Here is a 22,513-nt window from a genome sequence, read left to right as displayed (position 1 = left end):
CGGTCCGAGCCGCGCACGCGCCGGTCCGCTCTTTGATCCCGTCGATCTCATCGATGTCGCGCCACTGCCGCGTCCGTGTCGCGTCGTTGTCGCCTTCTGTCGCGTCGCTGTAGCGCTTGTGTCGCGTTGCTGTAGCGTCCCTGGCGCGCCGCCGCAGCGTCCGCGCCGCAATCCGGTCGCGTTCGAGCAGCGTTCCCAGCGTATCGGCTCGCAAACACATGATCTGAGTCAATTTAGTCAACATTTTCGGAAGACGCCGGCACCGGAAGGCCTCGTCCGGAGGGGCCGATCTACCTATGACTTTCGTGACCTTCGACGGATTTCTGCGGGTTTCCGACACCTGTCCTGAAGCCTGGTGAGCGTGTCGTGCTCGGCGAGCATCGGCAGGACATAGGGCCGCCCTCGAATGGCTCAGCATCAACACACCCTAGTTTCCGGAAGCCGTCGCCAGGTCCGGATAACGCTCCAGGATCGCGCTCGCGACGCCGTTGGTCCAGCCGAAGCCGTCCTGCGTCGGATATTCGCCGCCGCCGCCGGCGCGATGCTCCTCGACGTCGTATTTCTCGAGCATCTTGCCGGTCTCGCCATAGGTGAGGGCGACGGTGTGCATCCAGCGCTTCGAGATCTCGCGCGCGAGGTCCTTGTGGCCGTAGCGGTCGAGCCCGGCGATCGCGACCCATTGCAGCGGCGCCCAGCCGTTGGGCGCGTCCCATTGCTGGCCGGTGCGGACCGGCGTGGTGCGCAGACCTCCCGGCGCGAGCAGCACGCGGCTGACGGTCAGCGCCACCGCCGAGGCCTGGCCGGGCGAGGCGGCGCCGACGAACAGCGGGTAGAGCGTTGCCGCGGAGACGACGGCGGTCGGCTTGCGCGCGATCCGGTCCCAGTCGGCGTAGCGGCCCTCGCGAGCGTCCCAGAGATAGCGGTCGATCGTCGCCTTGCGCCGCCTGGCCTGGGCGGCGAAGTCACCGGCGCACGCGGTATCGGCGAGGGCGCGGCAGCGCTCGGCGATCCGCTCCTCCATCGCGAACATCAGGCTGTTGAGGTCGACCGGTACGATGTCGGTGGTGCGGATCGTCGCCAGCGTCTTGGGGGCGGGAAGCCAGCGTGCGCTGAAGTCCCAGCCGCTCTCGGCGGCGGCGCGCAGGTGGCGGTAGACCTCGCCCGCCGGACGGCCGCTCGCGCGGGCGGTGGCGACGTCCTCGGCATAGGATTCGTCGCGCGGCGTATCCTTGTCGTCCCAATAGCGGTTGAGCAGCGATCCGTCCGGCATCCGCACCACGCGCGCGCAGACGCCCGTCTTGTCGAGGCAGCTCGCGCCCTTCATCCAGAAATCATGCTCACGCCGGAGTGCCGCCAGACGCCGCTTGGCGAGTGTCGGGTCCTCGCTCTTCGAGAGATCGAGCATCAGTGCGTAGAAGGGCGGTTGCGAGCGGCTGAGGTAATAGGTGCGCATCCCGTTGGGGATATGGCCGTAGCGCTCGATCGTGTCGGTGAAATCGGCGAGCATCGATTCGACCAGCGGCTGCTGTCCGTCGACGGCCAGGCCCACCATCGTGAAATAGCTGTCCCAGTAATACATCTCGCGGAATCGGCCGCCCGGGACGACATAGGGCTCGGGCATCGGCAGCGCCGAGCTGCCCGGCGGCACCGGCTCGGGCTGGCGCACCAGCGTCGGCCAGAGCCGGCGGACGTGCGCGCGCACGTCGCTCGGGCCGTGGTCGTTGACGCCGGGGACGGTGAAATTGTCCAGCACGAAACGGCGCAGCGCGTCCTTGTCGGCCGGACGCGCCTGGGCATAGGCGGCGACGATCGCCTGGGGGTCACGCTTCGGCACCGCGTCGACGAAGGTCTTGCCGTCGGGGAAGATTCGCTCGGTCTGCACCGCAGCGAACAGGTCGCCGTAGAGCTGGGCCGGGGATTGCGGCGCGGCTTGCTGCGCTGGCGTGGCGGTGGCGAACCACAGCGCGCAGGCCAGCGCCGCGCCTTTCGACCATTGCCTGAACATGACTGTCCTCCCTTCGTCTGTCGGTGTGCTCCTGCGAAAGCAGGAGCCCTGGCCGCGAGCGAGGCCTCCGTGATCCAGGGCTCCTGCCTTCGCAGGAGCACGAGTTCACTGACTCTAGACCCGAACGCCGACTTCCGTCCTGCCTTCCTCGCCGAAGATCCTCAGATAGCGCCGGATCTCGTCCGGATCACCCGTCGCCTTGGCGGGATTGTCGGAAAGCTTCACCGCCGGCCGGCCGTTCGCCCGCGTCACCTTCGCCACCAGCGAGATCGGCTCCAGCCCCGCGGCGCCGTCGGGATCGCAGCCGCGGAAATCGTTGGTGAGGTTGGTGCCCCAGCCGAAGCTCATCCGCACGCGGCCGTGGAAATGGCGCCAGGTCTCCTCGATCGTGTCGACGTCCATCCCGTCGGAGAAGATCAGCAGCTTCTCGCGCGGGTCGCGGCCGCGCGCCTGCCACCAGGCGATGATCTGCTCGCCCGCCTCGATCGGCGGCAGGCTGTCGGGGCGGAAGCCGGTCCAGTCGGCCACCCAGTCCGGCGCATCGCGCAGGAAGGCCGCAGTGCCGAACGCGTCGGGCAGCACCACGCGCAGGTTGCCGAAATAATGCGCCTGCCATTCCTCCAGCACGCGATAGGGTGCCGCCGCGACGCCGACATCGTCCTCGGCCAGCGCGGCGAGCACCATCGGCAGCTCATGCGCATTGGTGCCGATCGCCTCCAGGTCGTTGTCCATCGCCAGCAGCACGTTGGAGGTGCCGATGAAGCGCTCGCCGAGCCCTTCCTTCAGCGCCTCGACGCACCAGCGCTGCCAGAGGAAGCCGTGGCGCCGCCGCGTGCCGAAGTCGGAGAGCATCAGGTCCGGGAGCCGGCGCAGCCGCTCGACCTTCTCCCACAATTTCGCCTTGGCGCGGGCATAGAGCACGTCGAGCGCGAACCGCCCCTTGCCGCGCATCGCCGCGCGCGACCTGAGCTCGTTGACGATCGCGAGCGCCGGAATCTCCCACATCGTGGTGTGGGTCCAGGGGCCGTCGAAGGTCAGCTCATACTGGCCGTCGACCGCGCGCAGCTCGTACTCGGGCAGGCGGAAGTCGCGCAGCCAGGCGATGAAGTCGGGTGCGAACATCTGCTGGCGGCCGTAGAAGCTGTTGCCCGCGAGCCAGATCAGCTCCTTGTTGGTGAAGCGGACGGTGCGGGCGTGGTCGAGCTGCTCGCGCAGCTCGCGTTCGTCGATCACCTCGGCGAGGCGCACCGCCCTGGTGCGGTTGATGAGCGAGAAGGTCGCCTGCACCTCCGGATGAAGGTGCCGGATCATCTGCAGCATCAGGAACTTGTAGAAATCGGTGTCGAGCAGGCTGCGGACGATCGGGTCGAGGCGGAAGCCGTGGTCGTAGGTGCGGGTCGCGATGTCGGTGACGGCCATGTGCCCCTCCCCAAGAACATCGACCATGTGCCTGCGCACAGGTGCCTGCCGCAAGCCTGATCCGCGCGGTAAACCGGATCACCCCTATCCTAAGGGAGGAGATTGGCGCGCCGACTTGGGACGGCCGGTGTTCATGTCACGATCAATTTACCAATTGTCGAAACCCTTGGGCTTCGAATGGGTTCTTTACGGATGGACAACAGGGAAGCGTCCGCGCCGTCAGAAGCGTTCGGAACGCAGACCATTGTCCGATAGCACAGTATCCGACGCGTTCGGCCCATGCCCACGTCCCGCACGGCATGGACGGCCCGCTTCGGCGGAGGAGGTCGGGCGTGGAGGTTCTGCACGAGCATAACTCCGACGGGGTGATATTGAACGATGGCTCGGATCGCGAGCGCGGCGATCCTGCGGGCATTGAGATGATGGATCGGCGGACTTCGGCACCGCCGTCCACCGCCAGCCCATTCCCCCGCCGGGCTGCTGAACGCGGCCCGACCCAGCGCAGGGATGTCAGTCCCGGCCTACGGCGATTGGCGGCGCTGGTTGCGCTCGACGACGCCGAATCGACGCGGATTTCCTTCATGGCCGAACGCACGCAGCGCCGGGTCAAGGCCCGGTCGGAGCTTATGCGGGAAGGCGATCCCATCGCGCGCCCGCTGCTCATCCTGACCGGCTGGGCCGCGCGGATGCGTGCGCTCTCGAACGGGCGGCGGCAGATCCTGAACCTGCTGCTGCCCGGCGACCTCATCGGGATCGGGCGCGGCCATCAGCCGGTCGCGCTCAGCACGATCGTCGCTCTGACCGACGTGGCGATCTGTCACCTTCCGCGTCAGGAGGAACTCGATCCCGACTCCGGCCTGTCGGCAGCCTACGACTTAAGCCGCACGCTCGACGATCATTACATGCTCGCGCAGATCACGCGATTGGGCCGTCTCACCGCTTATGAGCGGATCGCCGATTTCCTGCTGGAGCTGTACGAGCGGCTCGAGCTGGCCGGCGTCGCCCGCGGCGGCAGCTTCCCGCTGCCGCTCACCCAGGAACTGATGGGCGATGCGATGGGGCTGACCAGCGTCCATGTGAACCGCACGCTCCAGACGCTCCGGCGCGAAGGCGTGGTGACGATCGGCAACGGCATGGCGACGCTGCATCAGCCGACCACGCTTGCGGAGATGGTGGGCCATCGCGTGCCGATCTTCTGACGCCGACGACACCGAACGCTCGACAGCGCACGCGGATGATCGCAAACGATGTCCCTGATTCATCCGTCAGGGGAAAGCGTGCGATGACGTTCACGGCGAAGCTGATGCTGTTGGGCTCGGGCGAGCTCGGCAAGGAATTCGTCATCTCCGCCAAGCGGCTCGGCTGCCATGTCGTGGCGTGCGACAGCTACGCCGGCGCCCCGGCGATGCAGGTGGCGGACGAGTCCGAGGTCTTCTCGATGCTCGACCCCGAGCTGCTGCGCGTTGCGATCGACCGCCACCGGCCCGATTTCATCGTCCCCGAGCTGGAGGCGATCCGGACCGAAGTGCTGGCGGAGGCCGAGGCGCGCGGCCTGAACGTGGTGCCCTCGGCGCGCGCTACGGTCATGACCATGAACCGCGACCGCATCCGCGAGGTCGCCGCGGCCGAGCTCGGCCTCAGCACCTCGCGCTATCGCTATGCCGAGAGCCTGAACGAGGTGCGCGCGGGCGCCGCGCATACCGGCTTCCCGTGCGTGATCAAGCCGGTGATGTCCTCGTCCGGCAAGGGCCAGACCACCGTGCGGCGCGAGGAGGATCTGTCAGCCGCCTGGGACTATGCCGTCGCCAACATGCGCGGCGACCGGCGGCGGGTGATCGTCGAGGAATTCGTCGACTTCGATTACGAGATCACGCTGCTCACCGTCCGCAGCCGCGAAGGCGTCAGCTTCTGCCCGCCGATCGGCCATCGCCAGGAGCGCGGCGACTATCAGGAATCGTGGCAGCCGGCGGCGATGTCGGCCGCCGCGCTCGCCGCTGCGCAGGAGATGGCGCGCAAGGTGGTCGACGATCTCGGCGGCTACGGCATCTTCGGCGTCGAGTTCTTCGTGCGGGGGGACGAGGTGATCTTCTCCGAGCTGTCGCCGCGCCCGCACGACACGGGAATGGTGACGCTGATCTCGCAGAACCTCAGCGAATTCGACCTGCACGCGCGCGCCGTGCTGGGGCTGCCGGTCCCGGAAGTGCGGCTGCGCGGCCCCTCGGCCTCGGCGGTCATCCTGGCGGAGCAGGCCGCGAGCGACTTCACGGTCGAGGGCCTGGCCGAGGCGCTGGCCGTGCCCGGCGGCGAGGTGGACGTGCGCATCTTCGGCAAGCCGACGATGCGCCCGTACCGGCGGATGGGGGTGGCGCTGGCGCTGGCCGAGGGCGTCGACGAGGCGCGCCGCGTGGCCGCCGAGGCGGCCGCCAAGGTACGGCTCCGGCCGATCGGCGAGATCGCCTGAACGATCATTCGCAGGCGTCGACCTCAACCGGCGCGTCGGTACCGTCATCGCCCCGCCAGCCGTGCGTGCCGATCAGCGGCACGAAGCGGACAGGGCCGAGGTCTTCCTTCTCATAATCGTCCTCGCCACGGCGGGTGAGGCGGATCAGACTCTGTTCGTCGGTGGTGCCTACCGGCATCACCAGCCGCCCGCCGTGCGCCAATTGTGCGCGGAGCGGCTGCGGGATCGCCGGGCCGCCGGCTGCGACCAGGACGGCGTCGAACGGCGCATTCTCGGGCCAGCCTCGGGTGCCGTCGGCGGTACGGATCACGACATTGTCGTAGCCGAGCTTCGCCATCCGCTCGCGTGCCAGTTCGGTCAGCTCGCCATGCCGGTCGATGGCATGGACGCGCCGTGCGATACGGCTCGCCACCGCCGTCGCATAACCGGAGCCGACGCCGATCTCGAGCACGCGATCCTCGGGGCCGATCCGCGCCGCTTCGATCATCAGGGCGACGATATAGGGTTGCGAGATGGTCTGGCCGGCCTCGATCGGCAGGGCGGCGTCGTCATAGGCGAACTCGGCCATTCCCGCCGGTACGAATATCTCGCGCGGCACCATGAGCATCGCATCGAGCACATGCTCGTCGGTAACCCCGCGCGCCGCAATCTGGCGGCGGACCATTTCGCTGCGCTGTTTTTCGAGCGCTTCCATCCGGGCGCCTCAGTCGCTCCGTGCGGTCGGTATCAGCCCGTGCGGATCAACGTTCCGGCAGCAGGTCGGTTCAGATCGGATTCCATCAGCGCGAACGGACGCTCCCCCGCCACGCGATCGTCATCACTGCCAGCGTCGATCCGAGCGTCAGCCAGGACAGAAGGTCGTACCAGCCGTCGCCGACCAGTGCGGAGACGAGGCCGACCAGGCTCACCGCCGCGATCAGCAGCGGCCAGCGGAAGATCTTCCAGCCGCTCCGGCTGCGGTCCGCCTTCATTCCGCCGGCTCCACCAGTCCGCCGCTGGTCAGCTCGTTGATCCGCTTGTCGATCGGCACCCGCCGCCGGCCGAGCCAGAGATAGAGGCCGGTCACCAGCACGATGATCGCGGCGATGTCGAGCAGCGCCCAGATGATCTTGAGCGGCATCCCGCCATAGTCGCCGAAGTGGAGCGGCACCGACAGGAACAGCGCCTGGACGTACCAGGGCATCTCGCGCACGTCGCTGAGCCTGCCGGTCTCGGCGTCGACCATCGCCGGCTTGATCAGCCGCTCGGTCAGCGGCGTGTTGCCGGCGAAGGCGACCATATAGTGGTGCTTGGTGCTGAACTGCGTCCCAGGCCAGGCGATGAAGCTGACCCTGCCTTCGGGAACGGCAGCCTTCGCGGTGGCCACCGCGCCGTTCACCGACGCGAGCCTGGTCGGAACCTCGGCATCCTTGTAGGGTGCCGCCAGCTCGGCGAGCTCGTCCATCTGCCAGATCGCGGTGATCGGCATGGTCATGGTGATGATGAAGCCGGTGAGGCCGACCACGCTCACCCAGCCGAGCGTGACGATGCCGACCATGTTGTGCGTATCGAGCCATTTGAGGCGGCGGCTGCGGTCCTTGCGTACCGTGCCGAACGCGAGCTTGCGCATGAAGGGGGCGTAGACGACCACGCCGGACACCACGGCGACGAGGAAGATCACGCCGATCAGCCCCAGGAACAGCTGCCCCGGAATGCCGAGCAGCAGCTGCGAATGGAGCTCGAGCAGGAAGGCCATCACGCCTTCGTTGACGGGCGGCGCGTCGACCGTCCGGCCGTCGCGCGCGTCGTAGAGGAGGATCTTCGCCTGATCCTGCGTCGCGTTCAGCGACGGGGCGGCGACCGCGTAGATCAGCGGCTTCTCGTCGTCCCAGCTCAGAAACAGCATCTTCCATCCGGGCGGCTGCTTGGCCAGCATGTCCCGGCTGACCTGGTCGAGATCGACGGGTTTCCCGACCGCCGTCTCCGCGAGCTGTGGCGCACGGGTCAGCTCGTCGATCTCGTGGTGGAAGATCAGCGGCAGCCCCGTGATGCAGAACATCAGCAGGAAGGCGGTGCAGACGATGCTGGTCCACTTATGGACCAGATACCAGCGGCGGGTGGCGTCACGGGTCATGGCGGTCAGAAGGCGAGCTCGACGCCGGCGGTCACGCGGCGGGGGCGGGAGATGGTCGCGACATCCTGGGCATAGGTCGCGCCCGGCGACAGCCGCACCACGTCGGTGGTGTCGAACAGGTTGGAAGCGGCCACGAACAGCCGCGTCGGTCCGGTCCGCCAGCCGATCTGCGCGTTGGCGATGGTATAGGGCCTGGTCTTGCCGCGCGCGTCGTTGATCGCGTCGGAGAAATAGGCGTCGGTGTAGCGGACGTCGAACGACAGCTCGATCGGCGCGACCGGCCGCGCCAGCACCCCGGCGTTGAGCGAGAAGGCCGGTGCGCGCGGCAGATCGTTCCCCTGGATTTCAGGATCGGCGTAGCGGTCGACCTTGGTCTTGAGGACGCCGGCGTTGGCGAACAGCGTCAGGCCGTCGAGCGCCCGGTAGCGCGATTCCACTTCCGCGCCATAGGTGGTGGCCCGCCCCGCATTGCGGATGACGTAGGAGAAGATCGCCGGATCGGGATTGAGATCGAACGGAAGCTGCAGCCCGCGATAGTCGTTGAAGAAGACGTTGGCGCGCAGGTCCAGCCGCCCGCCGGCCAGCGTGCTGCGAACGAAGCCTTCGTAATTGGTCACCGTTTCCTTGTCATAGACGTAGCTGGGGAACGGCGGCTCGAAGCTGAAGCCCGCGCCGCCGGCGTTGTAGCCGCGTCCGACCGTCGCGCCGACCGTGACATTGTCGCTCGTGTGCACCGCCACTGTCGCGCGCGGCAGGAACGCCTTGAAGGTGCGGTGGAAATCTATGACGAAAGGGCCGGCGCCGCCGGTCCGGTCGCGCTCTTCGGATTCGTAGCGGGCGCCGAGCGTGACATCGATCTTCGGCGTCGCCCTGAACACCAGCTCGCCGAACGCGGCATTGGTGTGGGTGCGGTCCTTGAACACGCCATTGAACAGGTCGATCTCCTCGTCCTGGTGCGCGCGATAGACGAGGCCGGCGATGAAGCCGGAGAGGCGATCCTCGGCCGAGCCGAAGCGCAGCCGCGGCTCGGCGGTATACTCGCGGCCGTCGATCAGCGCGTTGCCGTCGCCGAGCGTGGAGAAGCGCTGCACGCGGAAATCGCTCGCGGTGCCGAGGAAGGCGAAGGACAGGCCGTCGGTGATGCGGAAATCCGTGTCGGCGACGAGCACGTCGGCACGGGTGCGGAACCGGGGCATCTTCGGGAAGGCCGTGCCATGCTCGCCGAACGGCCGCGTGACGTCCATCGCCTGGGGTGCATAGGCGTCGGTATGCGAGACGGTGACGAGCGCCCGCACGTCGGACGAGGGCGTGAACAGGAGCTTGCCGCGCAGCATCAGCGAGCGGCTGCGCTCGGGATCGTCGATCTCCTTGAGTTCCTCCGAAAGCCCCTTGCGGCGCGCCGTAAAGGGTGTGAAGTCGACGAACGACCGTTCAGCCCGCCAGTCCGCCGCGACACGGAAGGCGAGCACGTCCGGCACGATCGGGCCGCCGATCGCGCCCGAATACTGGCGCACCCGGTCCTCGCCGACCACCGCGCGGGCCTTGCCGCTCCAGGTGAAGCCGGGATCGGTCGTCTTCACCGCGACCACGCCGCCGATCGCGTTGCGCCCTTGCAGCGTCGACTGGGGACCGCGGTAGACCTCGATCTGCTGGATGTCCCACAAGAGACCGTCGAGATAGATCGTCTCGTTGAAGGTCAGCGTGCGGTTGTCGACTTGGAAGTTCACCCGCGGACGGGTGCCGCCGAAGAAGGCATCGCCGCCGATCGCCGGCCCGGTGCCGTCGATGCCGCGGATCGCCGGCGCGGTGCTCGACGGCCGTGCGGTGACGACGTTGGGAATGCGGCCGATCACATCGTCGGTGCTGTAGGCGCCGCCGAGACGATCGACATCCGCCCCGGTCGCGATCGAGACGCTCGACGCGGTCTGCCGCAAGGTGCGATCGGTGCGGTCGCCAGTCACCACAATGTCCTCGGCGTCCTCCAGCTGCTGCGCATGGGCCGATCCGGCGAGAACAGACACACTTGCCCCGGCCAGCATCGCCACGCGCAGAATCACCATCGGCCCCCTTCTTGATTGTCAGGAGCTCTTATTGAGAGTGACTCGCACACGCAATCGCAAAAAAAGATCAGTTAGGCAGCGAGGGCAGGTCGAGCCCCTTCTCTCGCGCGCAGGCGATTGCAGCGTCGTAGCCGGCGTCGGCATGACGCATCACGCCGCTGGCCGGGTCGTTCCACAGCACACGCTCCAGCCGGCGGGTGGCCGCTTCGGTGCCGTCGGCGACGATCACCATGCCGGCGTGCTGCGAATAACCCATGCCGACCCCGCCGCCGTGGTGGAGCGACACCCAGGTCGCGCCGCTCGCGGTGTTGAGCAGCGCGTTGAGCAGCGGCCAGTCGCTGACCGCGTCCGATCCGTCGCGCATCGCCTCGGTCTCGCGATTGGGGCTGGCGACCGAGCCCGAATCGAGATGATCGCGGCCGATCACCACCGGCGCCTTGAGCTCGCCCCTGGCGACCATCTCGTTGAAGGCAAGGCCGAGCCGATGGCGATCGCCGAGTCCGACCCAGCAGATGCGCGCCGGCAGCCCCTGGAACCTGATCCGCTCCTTCGCCATGTCGAGCCAGCGGTGGAGATGGGCGTTGTCGGGGAGCAGTTCCTTCACCTTGGCGTCGGTGCGGTAGATGTCCTCCGGATCGCCGGACAGCGCCGCCCAGCGGAACGGGCCGACGCCGCGGCAGAACAGCGGGCGGATATAGGCGGGCACGAAGCCGGGGAAGGCGAAGGCGTCGGCGACGCCCTCGTCCTTGGCGACCTGACGGATGTTGTTGCCATAGTCGACCGTCGGCACGCCCGCCGCCTGGAAGTCGAGCATGGCGCGGACGTGGGTCGCCATCGACGCCTTGGCCGCCTTCGCCACCGCGTCCGGCTCGCGCTCGCGCTTCTCGGTCCATTCGGCGACCGTCCAGCCGGCAGGGAGATAGCCGTTGACGGGGTCGTGCGCGGAGGTCTGGTCGGTGAGCAGGTCGGGCCTGACGCCGCGTCGGTACAGCTCGGGAAGGATCTCGGCGGCGTTGCCGAGCAGGCCGACCGAGGTCGGGCGCTTCGCCACGCAGGACTCCCCGATGATCGCGAGCGCCTCGTCGATCGTGTCGGCGCGGTGGTCGAGATAGCCGGTGCGCAGGCGCATCTCGATGCGGCTCGGCTGGCACTCGATCGCGAGGCAGGAAGCGCCCGCCATCACCGCCGCCAGCGGCTGCGCCCCGCCCATGCCGCCGAGGCCGGCGGTCAATAGCCAGCGGCCGGAGAGGTCGCCGCCATAGTGCTGGCGCGCCATCTCGACGAAGGTCTCGTAGGTGCCCTGCACGATGCCTTGCGTGCCGATGTAGATCCAGGAGCCCGCCGTCATCTGGCCGTACATGGCGAGGCCGGCGCGGTCGAGCTCGTGGAAATGCTCCCAGGTCGCCCAGTGCGGCACCAGGTTGGAGTTGGCGATCAGCACGCGCGGCGCGTCCGCGTGCGTGCGGAACACGCCGACCGGCTTGCCCGACTGGACGAGCAGCGTTTCGTCGTCCTCCAGCCGCCGCAGCACCTCGACGATGCGGTCGAAGCTCTCCCAGTCGCGCGCGGCGCGGCCGATCCCGCCGTAGACGACCAGCTCCTCCGGCCGCTCGGCGACGTCGGGGTGGAGATTGTTCATCAGCATCCTGAGCGGCGCTTCGGTCAGCCAGCTCTTCGCCGACCGCTCGGGGCCGGTGTCGGGGCGAATGATGCGGCTGTTGTCGAGGCGGGTCATCGGCGGCTCCTGCGGCTGGCGAAGGCGAGGCAGGCCTTCAGGATGTCGGTGAGCGTGGCGCGTATCGGCGCGGCAAAGGCGGGGTCGTAGGGGGACGGCCAGTTCGTTTCGTCCGGCCGGTCGGGCTCGGTCATGTAGCCGCGGCAGGCGAGCTCCATCTGGATCGTATGGACGCCGTGATCGGGTTGGCCATAGTGGCGCGTGGTCCAGCCGCCGCGGAACCTGCCGTCGCGCACATAGGTGAGGCCAGTCGCAGCGCAGATCGTCTCCACTGCGTCGGCAAGGGCGGGGTCGCAGGTGACGCCGCCGTTGGTGCCGATGTTGAACTGCGGCAGCTCGCCTTCGAACAGCCGCGGGATGCGGCTGCGGATCGAGTGGGCGTCGTAGAGCACGACATGCGGGTGCCGCTCGCAAAGCCGGGCGATCTCTTCCGACAGCACCGCATGGTAGGGATCGAACCATGTCGCGCGCCGCTGCGCGATCTCGTCCGCGTCGGGGACCGCTCCGGCATAGAGCGGCTCGCCGTCGAAGGTGGTCGTGGGGCAGAGTTCTGTCGTCGCTTGGCCGGGATAGAGCGAAGCGCCGCTCGGGTCGCGGTTGACGTCGATCATGCTGCGCGAGATGCGCGTCCGTACGACAGTTGCGCCGAGACCGGCGGCGAAGTCGTAGAGCCGGTCGATCCACCAGTCCGCATCGCGTCGCGCCAGCCACGGCGAGACGAAGCGGCCGGCCAGATCCTCCGGCAACTCCGTGCCGGTATGCGGGAGGCCGATCACCAGCGGCGCATCGCCGCGCGTCACCTCCAGCCAGTCGGTCACGCCGCCAGCCCCGGCAGCGGCAGGCCTATCGCCCGGGCCAGGGCGCCGCTGCGCACCAGCGCCGTCGCGTGCTCGATCTCGGGATGGAAGTAGCGGTCGTCCTCCAGATGCGGCACCTCGCGCCGCACCAGCGCCCGCGCCGCTTCCAGCGCCGGCGAGGACGTGAGCCCCTGGTGGAAGTCGCACGCCTGTGCCGCCGCGAGCAGCTCGATCCCGATCACCGCCTGCGCATTGGCCGCCATCGGCAGCAGCCGGCGCGCGCCGTGCGCGGCCATCGAGACGTGATCCTCCTGGTTGGCGGAGGTCGGGATCGAATCGACGCTGGCGGGATAGGCGCGCTGCTTGTTCTCGGAGACCAGCGCCGCCGCCGTCACCTGCGGGATCATGAAGCCCGAGTTGAGCCCCGGCCGCGGTGTCAGGAAGGCGGGAAGGCCCGACAGCGCGGGGTCGACCAGCATGGCGATGCGCCGCTCGGCGATCGATCCGATCTCGCAGATCGCCAGCGCGATCATGTCGGCGGCGAAGGCGACCGGCTCGGCGTGGAAATTACCGCCCGACAGCGCCTCGTCGCTGTCCGGGAAGATCAGCGGATTGTCGGAGACGCCGTTCGCCTCGATCGCAAGCGTCGCCGCCGCCTGGCGCAGCACGTCGAGCGCGGCGCCCATCACCTGTGGCTGGCAGCGCAGGCAATAGGGGTCCTGCACGCGCGGGTCGTTCTCGACATGCGAGGCGCGGATCGCCGAGCCGGCCATCAGCGACCGCAGCGCCCCGGCGACCGCGATCTGGCCGGCGTGGCGGCGCAGCGCATGGATGCGCGGGTCGAAGGGGGTGTCGGCGCCCTTGGCCGCCTCGGTCGAGAGCGCGCCGGTGACGAGCGCGGCCTGGAACAGCATCTCCGCCTCGAACAGGCCGGCGAGGGCATAGGCGGTCGAGAATTGCGTGCCGTTGAGCAGCGCCAGCCCTTCCTTGGGACCGAGCTCCAGCGGCGCGAGGCCGACGTCGCGCAGCGCCTCGGCGGCCGGGCGGCGTTCCCCGGCCACCAGCATGTCGCCGACGCCGATCATCGCCGCGGCCATGTGCGCCAGCGGGGCGAGATCGCCGCTCGCGCCGACCGATCCCTGGCATGGGACCACCGGCAGCAGATCGCGCTCCAGCATCGCCTCGAGCAGCGCCACCGTCTCCGGCCGCACGCCGGAGGCGCCCTGGGCGAGGCTGGCGAGCTTCAGCGCCAGCATCAGCCGGACGACCGGGGCGGGGGCGGGCTCGCCGACCCCGGCGGCATGGCTCAGCACGATGTTGCGCTGGAGCACGGCGAGGTCGGTGTCGGCGATGCGGACGCTGGCCAGCTTCCCGAAGCCGGTGTTGATGCCGTAGACCGGCGCGCCCTTGGCGAGGATGCGGTCGACCGCCGCCGCGCTCTCGGCGACGCGGGGGGCGCAGTCGGGGGAGAGGCGCAGGCCCGCGCCGCGGTAGACGGCACGCCAGTCGGCGAGGGGGACCGCGCCGGGGGTCAGGATGATATCGAGCATTGGCCGTTCCACACGCGGGTGTGCAGCGGGTTGAACCCGATGCGGTAGACGAGCTCCTCGGGCCGGTCGATGTCCCAGATCGCGAGGTCGCAGTGCTTGCCGGTCTCGATCGTGCCGAGATCGTCCAACCGGCCCAGCGCGAGGGCGGCGTTGCGGGTGACGCCGCGTAGACATTCCTCCACGGTCAGGTGGAACAAGGTGGCGCCGAGATTCATCGCCAGGAGGACAGACGTCAGAGGCGACGTCCCCGGGTTGCAGTCGGTCGCGAGCGCGATGGGGACATTGGCGGTGCGCAGCGCCGACACCGGCGGCAGGCGCGTCTCGCGGGTGAAGTAGAAGGCGCCGGGGAGCATCACCGCGACCGTCCCCGCCGCCGCCATCGCGGCGATCCCCTCGGCGTCGAGATGCTCGAGATGGTCGGCCGACAACGCCCCGTGCCGCGCGGCGAGCGCCGCGCCGCGCTGGTTGGAGAGCTGCTCGGCATGGAGCTTGACCGGCAGGCCGTGGCGCTCCGCCGCATCGAACACGCGCGCGATCTGCTCCGGCGTGAAGCCGATCCCCTCGCAAAAGGCGTCGACCGCATCCGCCAGCTCCGCGACGGCCGGGATCATCTCGTCGCAGACGAGGTCGACATAGGCATCCGGCCGGCCGGCATATTCGGGCGGCACGGCATGGGCGCCGAGGAAGGTCGCCGCGACCCGCACCGGCCGCGCGCGTGCCAGCGCCCGCGCGGCGGCGAGCATCTTGCGCTCGTCCGCGACGGTCAGGCCGTAGCCCGACTTGATCTCGACGGTGGTCACGCCCTCGGCGAGCAAGGCGTCGAGCCGGGGGAGAGCGGCGGCGACCAGCGCCGCCTCGTCCGCCGCCCGGGTCGCGCGCATCGTCGACAGGATGCCGCCGCCGGCGCGCGCGATCTCCTCATAGCTCGCGCCCGCCAGCCGCATCCCCCATTCGCCCGCGCGGTCGCCGGCATGGACGAGATGCGTGTGGCAGTCGATCAGCCCCGGCGTGATCCAGCGGCCGCCGCAGTCGATCACCTTCGCGGCGCTCGCCGGCGCATCGGCGCGGGGGCCGGCATAGGCGATCCGGCCGGCCTTGCAGGCGACCGCGCCGTCCTCGACGATGCCGAGCCCGTCGCCTGTCATGGTGGCGAGGCGGGCATTGATCCACAGCCGGTCCATGAGCCGATCCTTGCTCGCGGAAGTGATTATGTCTAGTCATAATGATGCAAATCCTCCCCGGCACGGGGAGGGGGACCGCCGACTGAAGGTCGGTGGTGGAGGGGGCAGGCCGCTACGGATTCCGATGCCGAGGGCTCCCTCCACCATTCGCCTGGCGGCGAATGGTCCCCCTCCCCGCGCCGGGGAGGAGCTAAGATGGAGACGGTGATGCGGCGGCTCTGGTTCGAACTGGCGCGGCTCCCGGAAGGTTGGGCAGGCTCCGTGCTGGTGACCGTCGCCGGCGACGGCCGCATCGCTTCGGTCGAGCCCGGCGCCGAACCCGGCGATGCCGAGCGGCACGGCGCCGCCATTCCCGGCCTCTGCAACGTCCACAGCCATGGCTTCCAGCGCGGCATGGCCGGTCTGTCGGAGACGCGCGGCCGGACGGAGGACGATTTCTGGAGCTGGCGCGAGGTGATGTACCGCTTCCTCGACCGGCTGACGCCCGACGACGTCGCCGCGATCACCGCCCAGGCCTATGTCGAGATGCTGGAAACCGGCTACACGCGCGTCGGCGAGTTCCACTATCTCCACAACGATCCGTCGGGCGCGCACTACGCCGACCCGGCCGAGATGGCGGGCGCGATCGTCGCGGCGGCGGAGGCGGCGGGGATCGGCCTGACGCTGCTGCCGGTCTTCTACGCCCATTCCGATTTCGGCGGGGCGCCGCCAGTGGCGGAGCAGCGGCGCTTCGTCAGCGACGTCGACGGCTTCGCCCGGCTGGTCGAGGCGAGTCGTGCCAAACTCCGGGGCGACGCCAATCTCGGCATCGCGCCGCATTCGCTGCGCGCGGTGACGCCGGCGGAGCTCGACGCGATCCTGCCGCTGGCCGGAGGCGAGCCGATCCATATCCACGCCGCCGAGCAGCAGCGCGAGGTCGCGGCCTGCCTCGCGTGGAGCGGCGCGCGGCCGGTGGAGTGGCTGCTCGACCATGCGCCGGTCGACCCGCGCTGGTGCCTGATCCACGCGACGCACCTCGCCGACGCCGAGTGCGACCGGCTCGCCGCCAGCGGGGTCGTCGCCGGCCTGTGCCCGGTCACCGAGGCCAATCTCGGCGACGGCATCTTCCCGGCGACGCGCTATCTCGCGCACGGCGGACGGTTCGCGATCGGCACCGATTCGAACATCTGCGTCGACGCGGCGGGCGAGCTGCGCGCGCTCGAATATTCGCAGCGGCTGCGCGACCGGCGGCGGGTGCTGACCGCGGACGAGGACGCGCCTTCGGTCGGCGCGCGGCTGTTCCACGACGCGCTGGCCGGCGGGGCGCAGGCGCTGGGCGTGCGGGGCGGGCTGGTCGCCGGCGCGCCGGCCGACATCGTGACCTTTGACCTGGCGCACCCCTGCTTCGCCGCGGCCGATGCGGCGACGCTGCTCGACCGCTGGGTCTTCACCGGGCGCGCCGGCCTGATCGACCGCGTCTGGCGCGGGGGGCGGCTGTGCGTGGCGGGCGGCCGCCATGTCGCGGCGGCGGCGGTGGCGGCGCGCCATGCCGAGACGATGAGGCGGGTGCTCGCGTGACGCTCGACGCGCGCATCCGCCGCGACATCGAGGCGCGCATCCACTCGGGCGATTGGCCGCCGGGGACGCGGATTCCGTTCGAGCACGAGCTGGTCGCGCGCTACGGCTGCTCGCGCGCGACCGTTAGCAAGGCGCTGCAGCGGCTCGCCCACGCCGGGCTGATCGAGCGGCGGCGCAAGGCCGGATCGTTCGTGGCGCGGCCGCATATCGAATCGGCAGTGCTCGAAATCCCCGATCTCGCTGAGACCGTCCGGGCGCGCGGCGAGGTCCACCGCTGGGAGCTGCGGACGCGGCGGCGGGGCGAGGAGGCGCGCGGCGGTGAAAGCGGGATCGTGGGGCCGGCGCTGCATCTGGCCGGCGTCCATCATTCCGGCGACGTCCCGCTCGCGCTGGAGCAGCGCACGCTGTCGCTGTCGGCGGTGCCGCAGGCCGAGCGCGAATCCTTCGCGGAGATCGCGCCGGGAAGCTGGCTGCTCACGCATGTGCCCTGGACCGAGGCGCGCCATCGCATCCAGGCGGTCGAGGCCTCGCCGCAGGAAAGCGAGCTGCTCGGCATCCGCAGCCACGCCGCCTGCCTCCAGCTCGAACGCTGGACCTGGCGCGCGAGCGAGCCGGTGACTTACGTGCGGCAGCTGTTTCCTGGGAGCCGGTACGATCTGGTGGCGGAGCTCCGGCCTTAGCTCCCCTCTCCCATAAGGGAGAGGGTTGCGCAGCCCCGGATCAAGTCCGGGGCGGAGCTGGGTGAGGGGTCGGACGCTCGCGAGGGCGGGTCGCCCTCACCAACTGCGACCAGGCACCCCGGCCAAGCCGGGGCGCCTGGTCTCCGTATCCTTAATCCAGCCGGCTCGCCAGTTCCTTGTTGAGCGCCAAGGCCGCCAGCGTGCCGAGCGCGCCCGAGAGGAGGTACGCACCCGCCGCGATAAGGCCGAACGAGCTCGCCAGCACCAGCGCGGCCAGCGGGGCGAAGCCAGCGCCGAACAGCCAGGCGAGATCCGAGGTGATAGCGGAGCCGGTATAGCGCGAACCCTTCTCGAAATTGGCCGACACCGCACCCGACGACTGGCCGAACGACAGGCCGAGCAGGATGAAGCCCAGCACCATGAACACCGCCTCGCCGCCGGGGCCGGCCGCCAGAAGCTGCGGGGCGAAGCCGCTGAACACCGCGATCGCCGCGGCGGTGTAGCCGAGCAGCGAGCGCCGCCCGATGCGGTCGGCGAGCAGCCCCGACACCACGATCGCGGCGAGCCCGCAGAAGGCGGCGACGATCTCGATGGTGAGGAAGCGGACCAGCCCTTCCTTGGTGTAGAGGAATATCCACGACAGCGGGAACACCGTCACCATGTGGAACAGCGCGAAGCTCGCCAGCGGGGCGAAGGCGCCGATCACGATGTTGATCCATTGCGAGCGCACGGTGCGGACCACCGGCGTTGGCTGGAGCTCGCGGTTCTCGAACAGGCGGGTGTATTCGGGCGTCACCACCATGCGCAGCCGGGCGAACAGTGCGACCACGTTGAGCGCGAAGGCGACGAAGAAGGGATAGCGCCAGCCCCAGCTCAGGAAATCCTCCTGCGAGAGCGTGGCGAGGAAGAAGGCGAACAGCCCGCTCGCGACGATCAGGCCGAGCGGGGCGCCCAGCTGCGGGATCATCGCGTACCAGCCGCGCTTGCCCTCCTGCACGTTGAGCGCGAGCAGCGAGGCGAGGCCGTCCCAGGTGCCGCCGAGCGCGATGCCCTGACCGAAACGGAGCAGCGCGAGCAGGATCGCGGCGACGATGCCGACCTGCTCGTAGCCGGGCAGGAAGGCGACCGCGACGGTCGAGCTGCCGAGCAGGAACAGCGCGATGGTGAGCTTGGTGCCGCGGCCGTGGCGGCGGTCGATCGCCATGAAGATCAGCGAGCCGATCGGGCGCGCGATGAAGGCGAGCGCGAAGATCGCGAACGACCAGAGCGTGCCGGTCAGCCGGTCGAGATAGGGGAAGACGATCTGCGGGAACACGATCACCGAGGCGATCGCGTAGACGAAGAAGTCGAAGAATTCCGACGTGCGGCCGATGATCACGCCGACGGCGATCTCGCTGGGGCGGACCTCATGGCGGCCCCGCGTGTTGAGGGCGCGAGCGTCCCGTTCGAGCGGCGTGGAGGAGGCGGCCTGTGCGGACATGCTGGGTTCCCGTAACACCGGAAGACTATGATACACGGTCTTCCGTAAACGTTCGAATCGGCTGAAGGTGGCGTGCTGCGCCTGCGAACGTCTAGCCCATGGAGAGCGGTCATGGGGATAGGACAAAATGTCCAATAGTCCGTGTTGCAGCGCAGCGATAGCGGCGGCGGCATGAGTCCCTTGCCGGTCCTCCGTCCTTCGCGCCTGAAGGCCATCCTGCTCGGATTGAAGCAGTGTCAGTGCTCCTGTGAAGGCAGGAGCTCAGGCCGCAAGCGACGTGCCCATGATCCGGGGCTCCTGCCTTCGCAGGAGCACGATTCCACTTCGTCCGGACAGGCTCTAAAGGCGTTCGCCGCATTCGCCGCACTTCCGCTGCTGCTCGGCGGCTGCGGCATGACGGTGCTCGATCCCGCCGGCGACGTCGCTCGCCAGCAGGGGCAGCTCGTCATGATCTCGACCGGGCTGATGCTGCTGATCATCGTGCCGGTGATGGCGCTGACGGTGTTCTTCGCCTGGAAATATCGCCAGTCGAACCGCGATGCGGATTATGATCCCGACTGGGACCATTCGACGCAGCTGGAGTTGGCGATCTGGTCGGCGCCGCTCTTGATCATCATCGCATTGGGCGCGCTCACCTGGACGAGCACGCATCTGCTCGATCCCTATCGACCGATCGAGCGGACCGCGCCAGGCAAGCCGGTTCCTGCGCATGTGAAGCCGTTGGAGATCCAGGTGGTCTCGCTCGACTGGAAGTGGCTGTTCATCTATCCCGAGCAGGGCGTCGCCACCGTCAACCTGCTGGCGCTGCCGGTCGACCGGCCGGTGCGCTTCCGGCTGACGTCGAGCACGGTGATGAACGCCTTCTACGTGCCCGAGCTCGCCGGGATGATCTACACCATGCCGGGGATGGAGACGAAGCTCCACGCGGTGCTCAACAAGCCCGGCCAGTTCGGTGGCATCTCCTCCAACTACAGCGGCGCCGGCTTCTCCGACATGCGCTTCGCCGTCGTGGGGATGGACGAGGGCGCGTTCGAGCGCTGGGCGGCGGGGCTGCGCGACGGCGGCGGCAGGCTCGACGCGGCGGAGTATCTGAAGCTCGAGAAGCCGAGCGAGAAGGTGCCGGTGATCCGCTATGCCGCGGTCCAGCCGGGGCTGTTCGACCGCGCCGTCCAGATGTGCGTGCGGCCGGGGCAGACCTGCATGGGCGAGATGATGCACCACGACATGGGGCGCGGCGGCGGCAGTCATCCGCCGATGAACGACATCCCCGAGCGGCCGGGCGAGTCCAAGGGCGGGCTGCTGCAGTCGCCGGAGGAGCACGAGACCACGCCGCACCAGTCGGCGCCGCATCGCCCCGAGGCCGCGCCGGGCGGACACGCACCCGGCCACGAGGGCAACCGCAACATGACCCGGAACGACATTCCGGCCCGGCCGGGCGCCACGCCCGCCACCGCGGCCTGAGGCGAGACGCGATGAACGAGACTTTCCTCAAGACCATCTTCGGGCGGCTCTCGCTCGAATCCTTCCCGATCCACGAGCCGATCCTGGTCGCGACCTTCATCGGCGTCGCGCTGGGCGGCATCGCGCTGCTGGGCGTGATCACCAAGTATCGCCTCTGGGGCTATCTCTGGAAGGAGTGGTTCACCAGCATCGACCACAAGAAGATCGGGATCATGTACGTGATCCTGGGCATCGTCATGTTGCTGCGCGGCTTCTCCGACGCGATCATGATGCGCGCGCAGCAGGCGATCGCGTTCGGACCCAACGAGGGCTATCTGCCGGCGCATCACTTCGACCAGGTGTTCACCGCGCATGGCGTGATCATGATCTTCTTCGTGGCGATGCCGCTCGTCACCGGCCTCATGAACTTCATCGTGCCGCTGCAGATCGGCGCGCGCGACGTCGCCTTTCCGTTCCTCAACAACTTCAGCTTCTGGATGACCACCGCGGGCGCGGTGCTGGTGATGGCGTCGCTGTTCGTCGGCGAGTTCGCGCGGACCGGCTGGCTGGCGATGGCACCGTTGTCGGGGCTCGATTACTCACCCGACGTCGGGGTCGACTATTACATCTGGTCCTTGCAGATCGCGGGCGTCGGGACGCTGCTGTCGGGCGTCAACCTGATCGCGACCATCGTCAAGATGCGCGCGCCGGGCATGTCGATGATGAAGATGCCGGTGTTCACCTGGACGTCGCTGTGCACCAACGTCCTCATCGTCGCCGCCTTTCCGGTGCTGACCGCGGTGCTGGCGCTCCTGAGCCTCGACCGCTATCTCGGCACCAACTTCTTCACCAACACCATGGGCGGCAACCCCATGATGTACGTGAACCTGATCTGGATCTGGGGCCATCCCGAGGTCTATATCCTGATCCTGCCGGCATTCGGCATCTTCTCCGAGGTGACCTCGACCTTCTGCGGCAAGCGGCTCTTCGGCTACACGTCGATGGTCTATGCGACGGTGGTCATCACCATCCTGTCGTACCTGGTGTGGCTGCACCATTTCTTCACCATGGGGTCGGGGGCGAGCGTCAACAGCTTCTTCGGCATCACGACGATGATCATCTCGATCCCGACGGGGGCGAAGATCTTCAACTGGCTGTTCACCATGTACCGCGGGCGCATCCGCTTCGAGCTGCCGATGATGTGGACGATCGCGTTCATGCTGACCTTCGTGATCGGCGGCATGACCGGGGTGCTGCTCGCGGTGCCGCCGGCCGACTTCGTGCTGCACAACTCGCTGTTCCTCGTGGCGCATTTCCACAACGTCATCATCGGCGGCGTGCTGTTCGGGCTGTTCGCGGGGATCAACTACTGGTTCCCGAAGGCGTTCGGGTTCAAGCTCGACAAGACATGGGGCCTCGTCTCCTTCTGGTGCTGGGTGGTGGGCTTCTGGGTGGCGTTCATGCCGCTCTACGTCCTCGGCCTGATGGGCGTGACCCGGCGCCTCCGTCACTTCGAGGACCCGAGCCTGCAGATCTGGTTCGTGATCGCCGCGGTCGGCGCCGCGATCATTGCGGTCGGCATCGCCGCCTTCATCATCCAGCTCGTCGTCAGCTTCATGAAGCGTGAGGCGCTGGCGGACACCACCGGCGATCCTTGGGGCGGGCGCACGCTCGAATGGGCGACCTCCTCGCCGCCGCCCGAGTACAACTTCGCCTTCACGCCGGTGGTCCACGACCTCGACGCCTGGTACGACATGAAGAGCCGCCATTACCAGCGGCCGACCGGCGGGTTCCGGCCGATCCACATGCCGAAGAACACCGGCGCCGGCATCATCCTGGCGGGGTTCAGCGTCGTGTTCGGCTTCGGCATGATCTGGTACATGTGGTGGCTGGCGGCGATCGCCTTCCTCGGCATCGTCGCGACGGCGATCATCCACACCTTCAACTACGACCGCGACTACCACATCCCGGTGGAGACGGTGATCGAGACCGAGGAAGCGCGCACCAGGCTGCTCGCGAGCGCGGGGGCCTGATG

Annotated in this window: 17 protein-coding genes; 6 read left to right on the top strand and 11 right to left on the bottom strand. The window is 68.8% G+C overall.

What is annotated here, in order from left to right:
• Nucleotides 1-427: 427 nt before the first annotated feature.
• Together treF and pncB are read right to left on the bottom strand one after the other, a co-directional pair.
• Entirely contained in the window at nucleotides 428-2,005 is a 1,578-nt protein-coding gene (treF, locus tag ACMGER_RS13405; RefSeq protein ID WP_436812633.1) for an alpha,alpha-trehalase TreF, read from the bottom strand.
• A gap of 114 nt (nucleotides 2,006-2,119) precedes the next feature.
• Entirely contained in the window at nucleotides 2,120-3,424 is a 1,305-nt protein-coding gene (gene pncB / locus ACMGER_RS13400) for a nicotinate phosphoribosyltransferase (RefSeq protein WP_436812632.1), read from the bottom strand.
• Between the two features lie 581 nt (nucleotides 3,425-4,005).
• On the opposite strand from pncB, the gene ACMGER_RS13395 reads away from it, so the two are divergent.
• Nucleotides 4,006-4,623, top strand: coding sequence for a Crp/Fnr family transcriptional regulator (locus ACMGER_RS13395; protein WP_436812631.1), 618 nt, complete (start codon nucleotides 4,006-4,008; stop codon nucleotides 4,621-4,623).
• Nucleotides 4,624-4,706: 83 nt separating this feature from the next.
• A complete protein-coding gene (gene purT, locus ACMGER_RS13390; protein ID WP_436812630.1) occupies nucleotides 4,707-5,885 on the top strand; it encodes a formate-dependent phosphoribosylglycinamide formyltransferase in 1,179 nt (392 codons plus the stop codon).
• A 4-nt stretch (nucleotides 5,886-5,889) separates the two neighbouring features.
• Here purT and ACMGER_RS13385 read toward each other — a convergent pair whose 3' ends face one another.
• The 8 genes from ACMGER_RS13385 to hutI form a co-directional block, all read right to left on the bottom strand.
• On the bottom strand, nucleotides 5,890-6,579 hold the full coding sequence (locus ACMGER_RS13385; protein WP_436812629.1) for a protein-L-isoaspartate(D-aspartate) O-methyltransferase: 690 nt from the start codon (nucleotides 6,577-6,579) through the stop codon (nucleotides 5,890-5,892).
• An 85-nt stretch (nucleotides 6,580-6,664) separates the two neighbouring features.
• A complete protein-coding gene (locus tag ACMGER_RS13380) occupies nucleotides 6,665-6,856 on the bottom strand; it encodes a hypothetical protein (protein ID WP_436812628.1) in 192 nt (63 codons plus the stop codon).
• Nucleotides 6,853-7,998 (bottom strand): PepSY-associated TM helix domain-containing protein, encoded by a 1,146-nt coding sequence (locus tag ACMGER_RS13375; protein WP_436812627.1) that lies wholly within the window; start codon nucleotides 7,996-7,998, stop codon nucleotides 6,853-6,855. The genes ACMGER_RS13380 and ACMGER_RS13375 overlap by 4 nt, the downstream gene beginning before the upstream one ends.
• 5 nt (nucleotides 7,999-8,003) lie before the next feature.
• Nucleotides 8,004-10,058, bottom strand: a complete 2,055-nt coding sequence (locus tag ACMGER_RS13370; RefSeq protein ID WP_436812626.1) for a TonB-dependent receptor — start codon at nucleotides 10,056-10,058, stop codon at nucleotides 8,004-8,006.
• Nucleotides 10,059-10,125: 67 nt separating this feature from the next.
• Nucleotides 10,126-11,793, bottom strand: coding sequence for a urocanate hydratase (gene hutU / locus ACMGER_RS13365; RefSeq protein WP_436812625.1), 1,668 nt, complete (start codon nucleotides 11,791-11,793; stop codon nucleotides 10,126-10,128).
• On the bottom strand, nucleotides 11,790-12,611 hold the full coding sequence (gene hutG / locus ACMGER_RS13360; protein WP_436812624.1) for an N-formylglutamate deformylase: 822 nt from the start codon (nucleotides 12,609-12,611) through the stop codon (nucleotides 11,790-11,792). Before hutG ends, hutU begins: the two co-directional genes overlap by 4 nt.
• Nucleotides 12,608-14,140 (bottom strand): histidine ammonia-lyase, encoded by a 1,533-nt coding sequence (gene hutH, locus ACMGER_RS13355; protein ID WP_436812623.1) that lies wholly within the window; start codon nucleotides 14,138-14,140, stop codon nucleotides 12,608-12,610. The genes hutG and hutH overlap by 4 nt, the downstream gene beginning before the upstream one ends.
• Nucleotides 14,122-15,321 (bottom strand): imidazolonepropionase, encoded by a 1,200-nt coding sequence (hutI, locus tag ACMGER_RS13350; RefSeq protein ID WP_436812622.1) that lies wholly within the window; start codon nucleotides 15,319-15,321, stop codon nucleotides 14,122-14,124. Before hutI ends, hutH begins: the two co-directional genes overlap by 19 nt.
• Before the next feature lie 207 nt (nucleotides 15,322-15,528).
• Here hutI and ACMGER_RS13345 point away from each other — a divergent pair, with 207 nt between their 5' ends.
• Together ACMGER_RS13345 and hutC are read left to right on the top strand one after the other, a co-directional pair.
• On the top strand, nucleotides 15,529-16,878 hold the full coding sequence (locus ACMGER_RS13345) for a formimidoylglutamate deiminase (protein ID WP_436812883.1): 1,350 nt from the start codon (nucleotides 15,529-15,531) through the stop codon (nucleotides 16,876-16,878).
• Nucleotides 16,875-17,558, top strand: coding sequence for a histidine utilization transcriptional repressor HutC (gene hutC, locus ACMGER_RS13340; RefSeq protein WP_436812621.1), 684 nt, complete (start codon nucleotides 16,875-16,877; stop codon nucleotides 17,556-17,558). Before ACMGER_RS13345 ends, hutC begins: the two co-directional genes overlap by 4 nt.
• Nucleotides 17,559-17,709: 151 nt before the next feature.
• Here the strand turns inward: hutC and ACMGER_RS13335 are convergent, their stop codons facing one another.
• On the bottom strand, nucleotides 17,710-19,038 hold the full coding sequence (locus ACMGER_RS13335) for an MFS transporter (protein WP_436812620.1): 1,329 nt from the start codon (nucleotides 19,036-19,038) through the stop codon (nucleotides 17,710-17,712).
• Nucleotides 19,039-19,413: 375 nt separating this feature from the next.
• Between ACMGER_RS13335 and cyoA the strand changes: the two genes are divergently transcribed.
• Together cyoA and cyoB are read left to right on the top strand one after the other, a co-directional pair.
• On the top strand, nucleotides 19,414-20,499 hold the full coding sequence (gene cyoA / locus ACMGER_RS13330) for a ubiquinol oxidase subunit II (protein WP_436812882.1): 1,086 nt from the start codon (nucleotides 19,414-19,416) through the stop codon (nucleotides 20,497-20,499).
• 11 nt (nucleotides 20,500-20,510) lie between these two features.
• Nucleotides 20,511-22,511 (top strand): cytochrome o ubiquinol oxidase subunit I, encoded by a 2,001-nt coding sequence (cyoB, locus tag ACMGER_RS13325; protein WP_436812619.1) that lies wholly within the window; start codon nucleotides 20,511-20,513, stop codon nucleotides 22,509-22,511.
• Nucleotides 22,512-22,513: the final 2 nt, after the last annotated feature.

Origin of the sequence: Sphingomonas astragali (assembly GCF_051400615.1) — a bacterium.
Lineage (GTDB): Bacteria > Pseudomonadota > Alphaproteobacteria > Sphingomonadales > Sphingomonadaceae > Sphingomonas.
This window is presented reverse-complemented; position numbering and strand designations above follow the sequence as displayed.

What these genes read in the sequence shown, in the direction of transcription:
- ACMGER_RS13395 (WP_436812631.1), top strand. Translation starts at nt 4,006, where the DNA reads ATGGCCGAACGCACGCAGCGCCGGGTCAAGGCCCGGTCGGAGCTTATG.
- pncB (WP_436812632.1), bottom strand. Translation starts at nt 3,424, where the DNA reads ATGGCCGTCACCGACATCGCGACCCGCACCTACGACCACGGCTTCCGC.
- ACMGER_RS13370 (WP_436812626.1), bottom strand. Translation starts at nt 10,058, where the DNA reads ATGGTGATTCTGCGCGTGGCGATGCTGGCCGGGGCAAGTGTGTCTGTT.
- hutU (WP_436812625.1), bottom strand. Translation starts at nt 11,793, where the DNA reads ATGACCCGCCTCGACAACAGCCGCATCATTCGCCCCGACACCGGCCCC.
- purT (WP_436812630.1), top strand. Translation starts at nt 4,707, where the DNA reads ATGACGTTCACGGCGAAGCTGATGCTGTTGGGCTCGGGCGAGCTCGGC.
- hutI (WP_436812622.1), bottom strand. Translation starts at nt 15,321, where the DNA reads ATGGACCGGCTGTGGATCAATGCCCGCCTCGCCACCATGACAGGCGAC.
- ACMGER_RS13380 (WP_436812628.1), bottom strand. Translation starts at nt 6,856, where the DNA reads ATGAAGGCGGACCGCAGCCGGAGCGGCTGGAAGATCTTCCGCTGGCCG.
- ACMGER_RS13375 (WP_436812627.1), bottom strand. Translation starts at nt 7,998, where the DNA reads ATGACCCGTGACGCCACCCGCCGCTGGTATCTGGTCCATAAGTGGACC.
- ACMGER_RS13385 (WP_436812629.1), bottom strand. Translation starts at nt 6,579, where the DNA reads ATGGAAGCGCTCGAAAAACAGCGCAGCGAAATGGTCCGCCGCCAGATT.
- hutH (WP_436812623.1), bottom strand. Translation starts at nt 14,140, where the DNA reads ATGCTCGATATCATCCTGACCCCCGGCGCGGTCCCCCTCGCCGACTGG.
- ACMGER_RS13345 (WP_436812883.1), top strand. Translation starts at nt 15,529, where the DNA reads ATGCGGCGGCTCTGGTTCGAACTGGCGCGGCTCCCGGAAGGTTGGGCA.
- treF (WP_436812633.1), bottom strand. Translation starts at nt 2,005, where the DNA reads ATGTTCAGGCAATGGTCGAAAGGCGCGGCGCTGGCCTGCGCGCTGTGG.
- ACMGER_RS13335 (WP_436812620.1), bottom strand. Translation starts at nt 19,038, where the DNA reads ATGTCCGCACAGGCCGCCTCCTCCACGCCGCTCGAACGGGACGCTCGC.
- cyoB (WP_436812619.1), top strand. Translation starts at nt 20,511, where the DNA reads ATGAACGAGACTTTCCTCAAGACCATCTTCGGGCGGCTCTCGCTCGAA.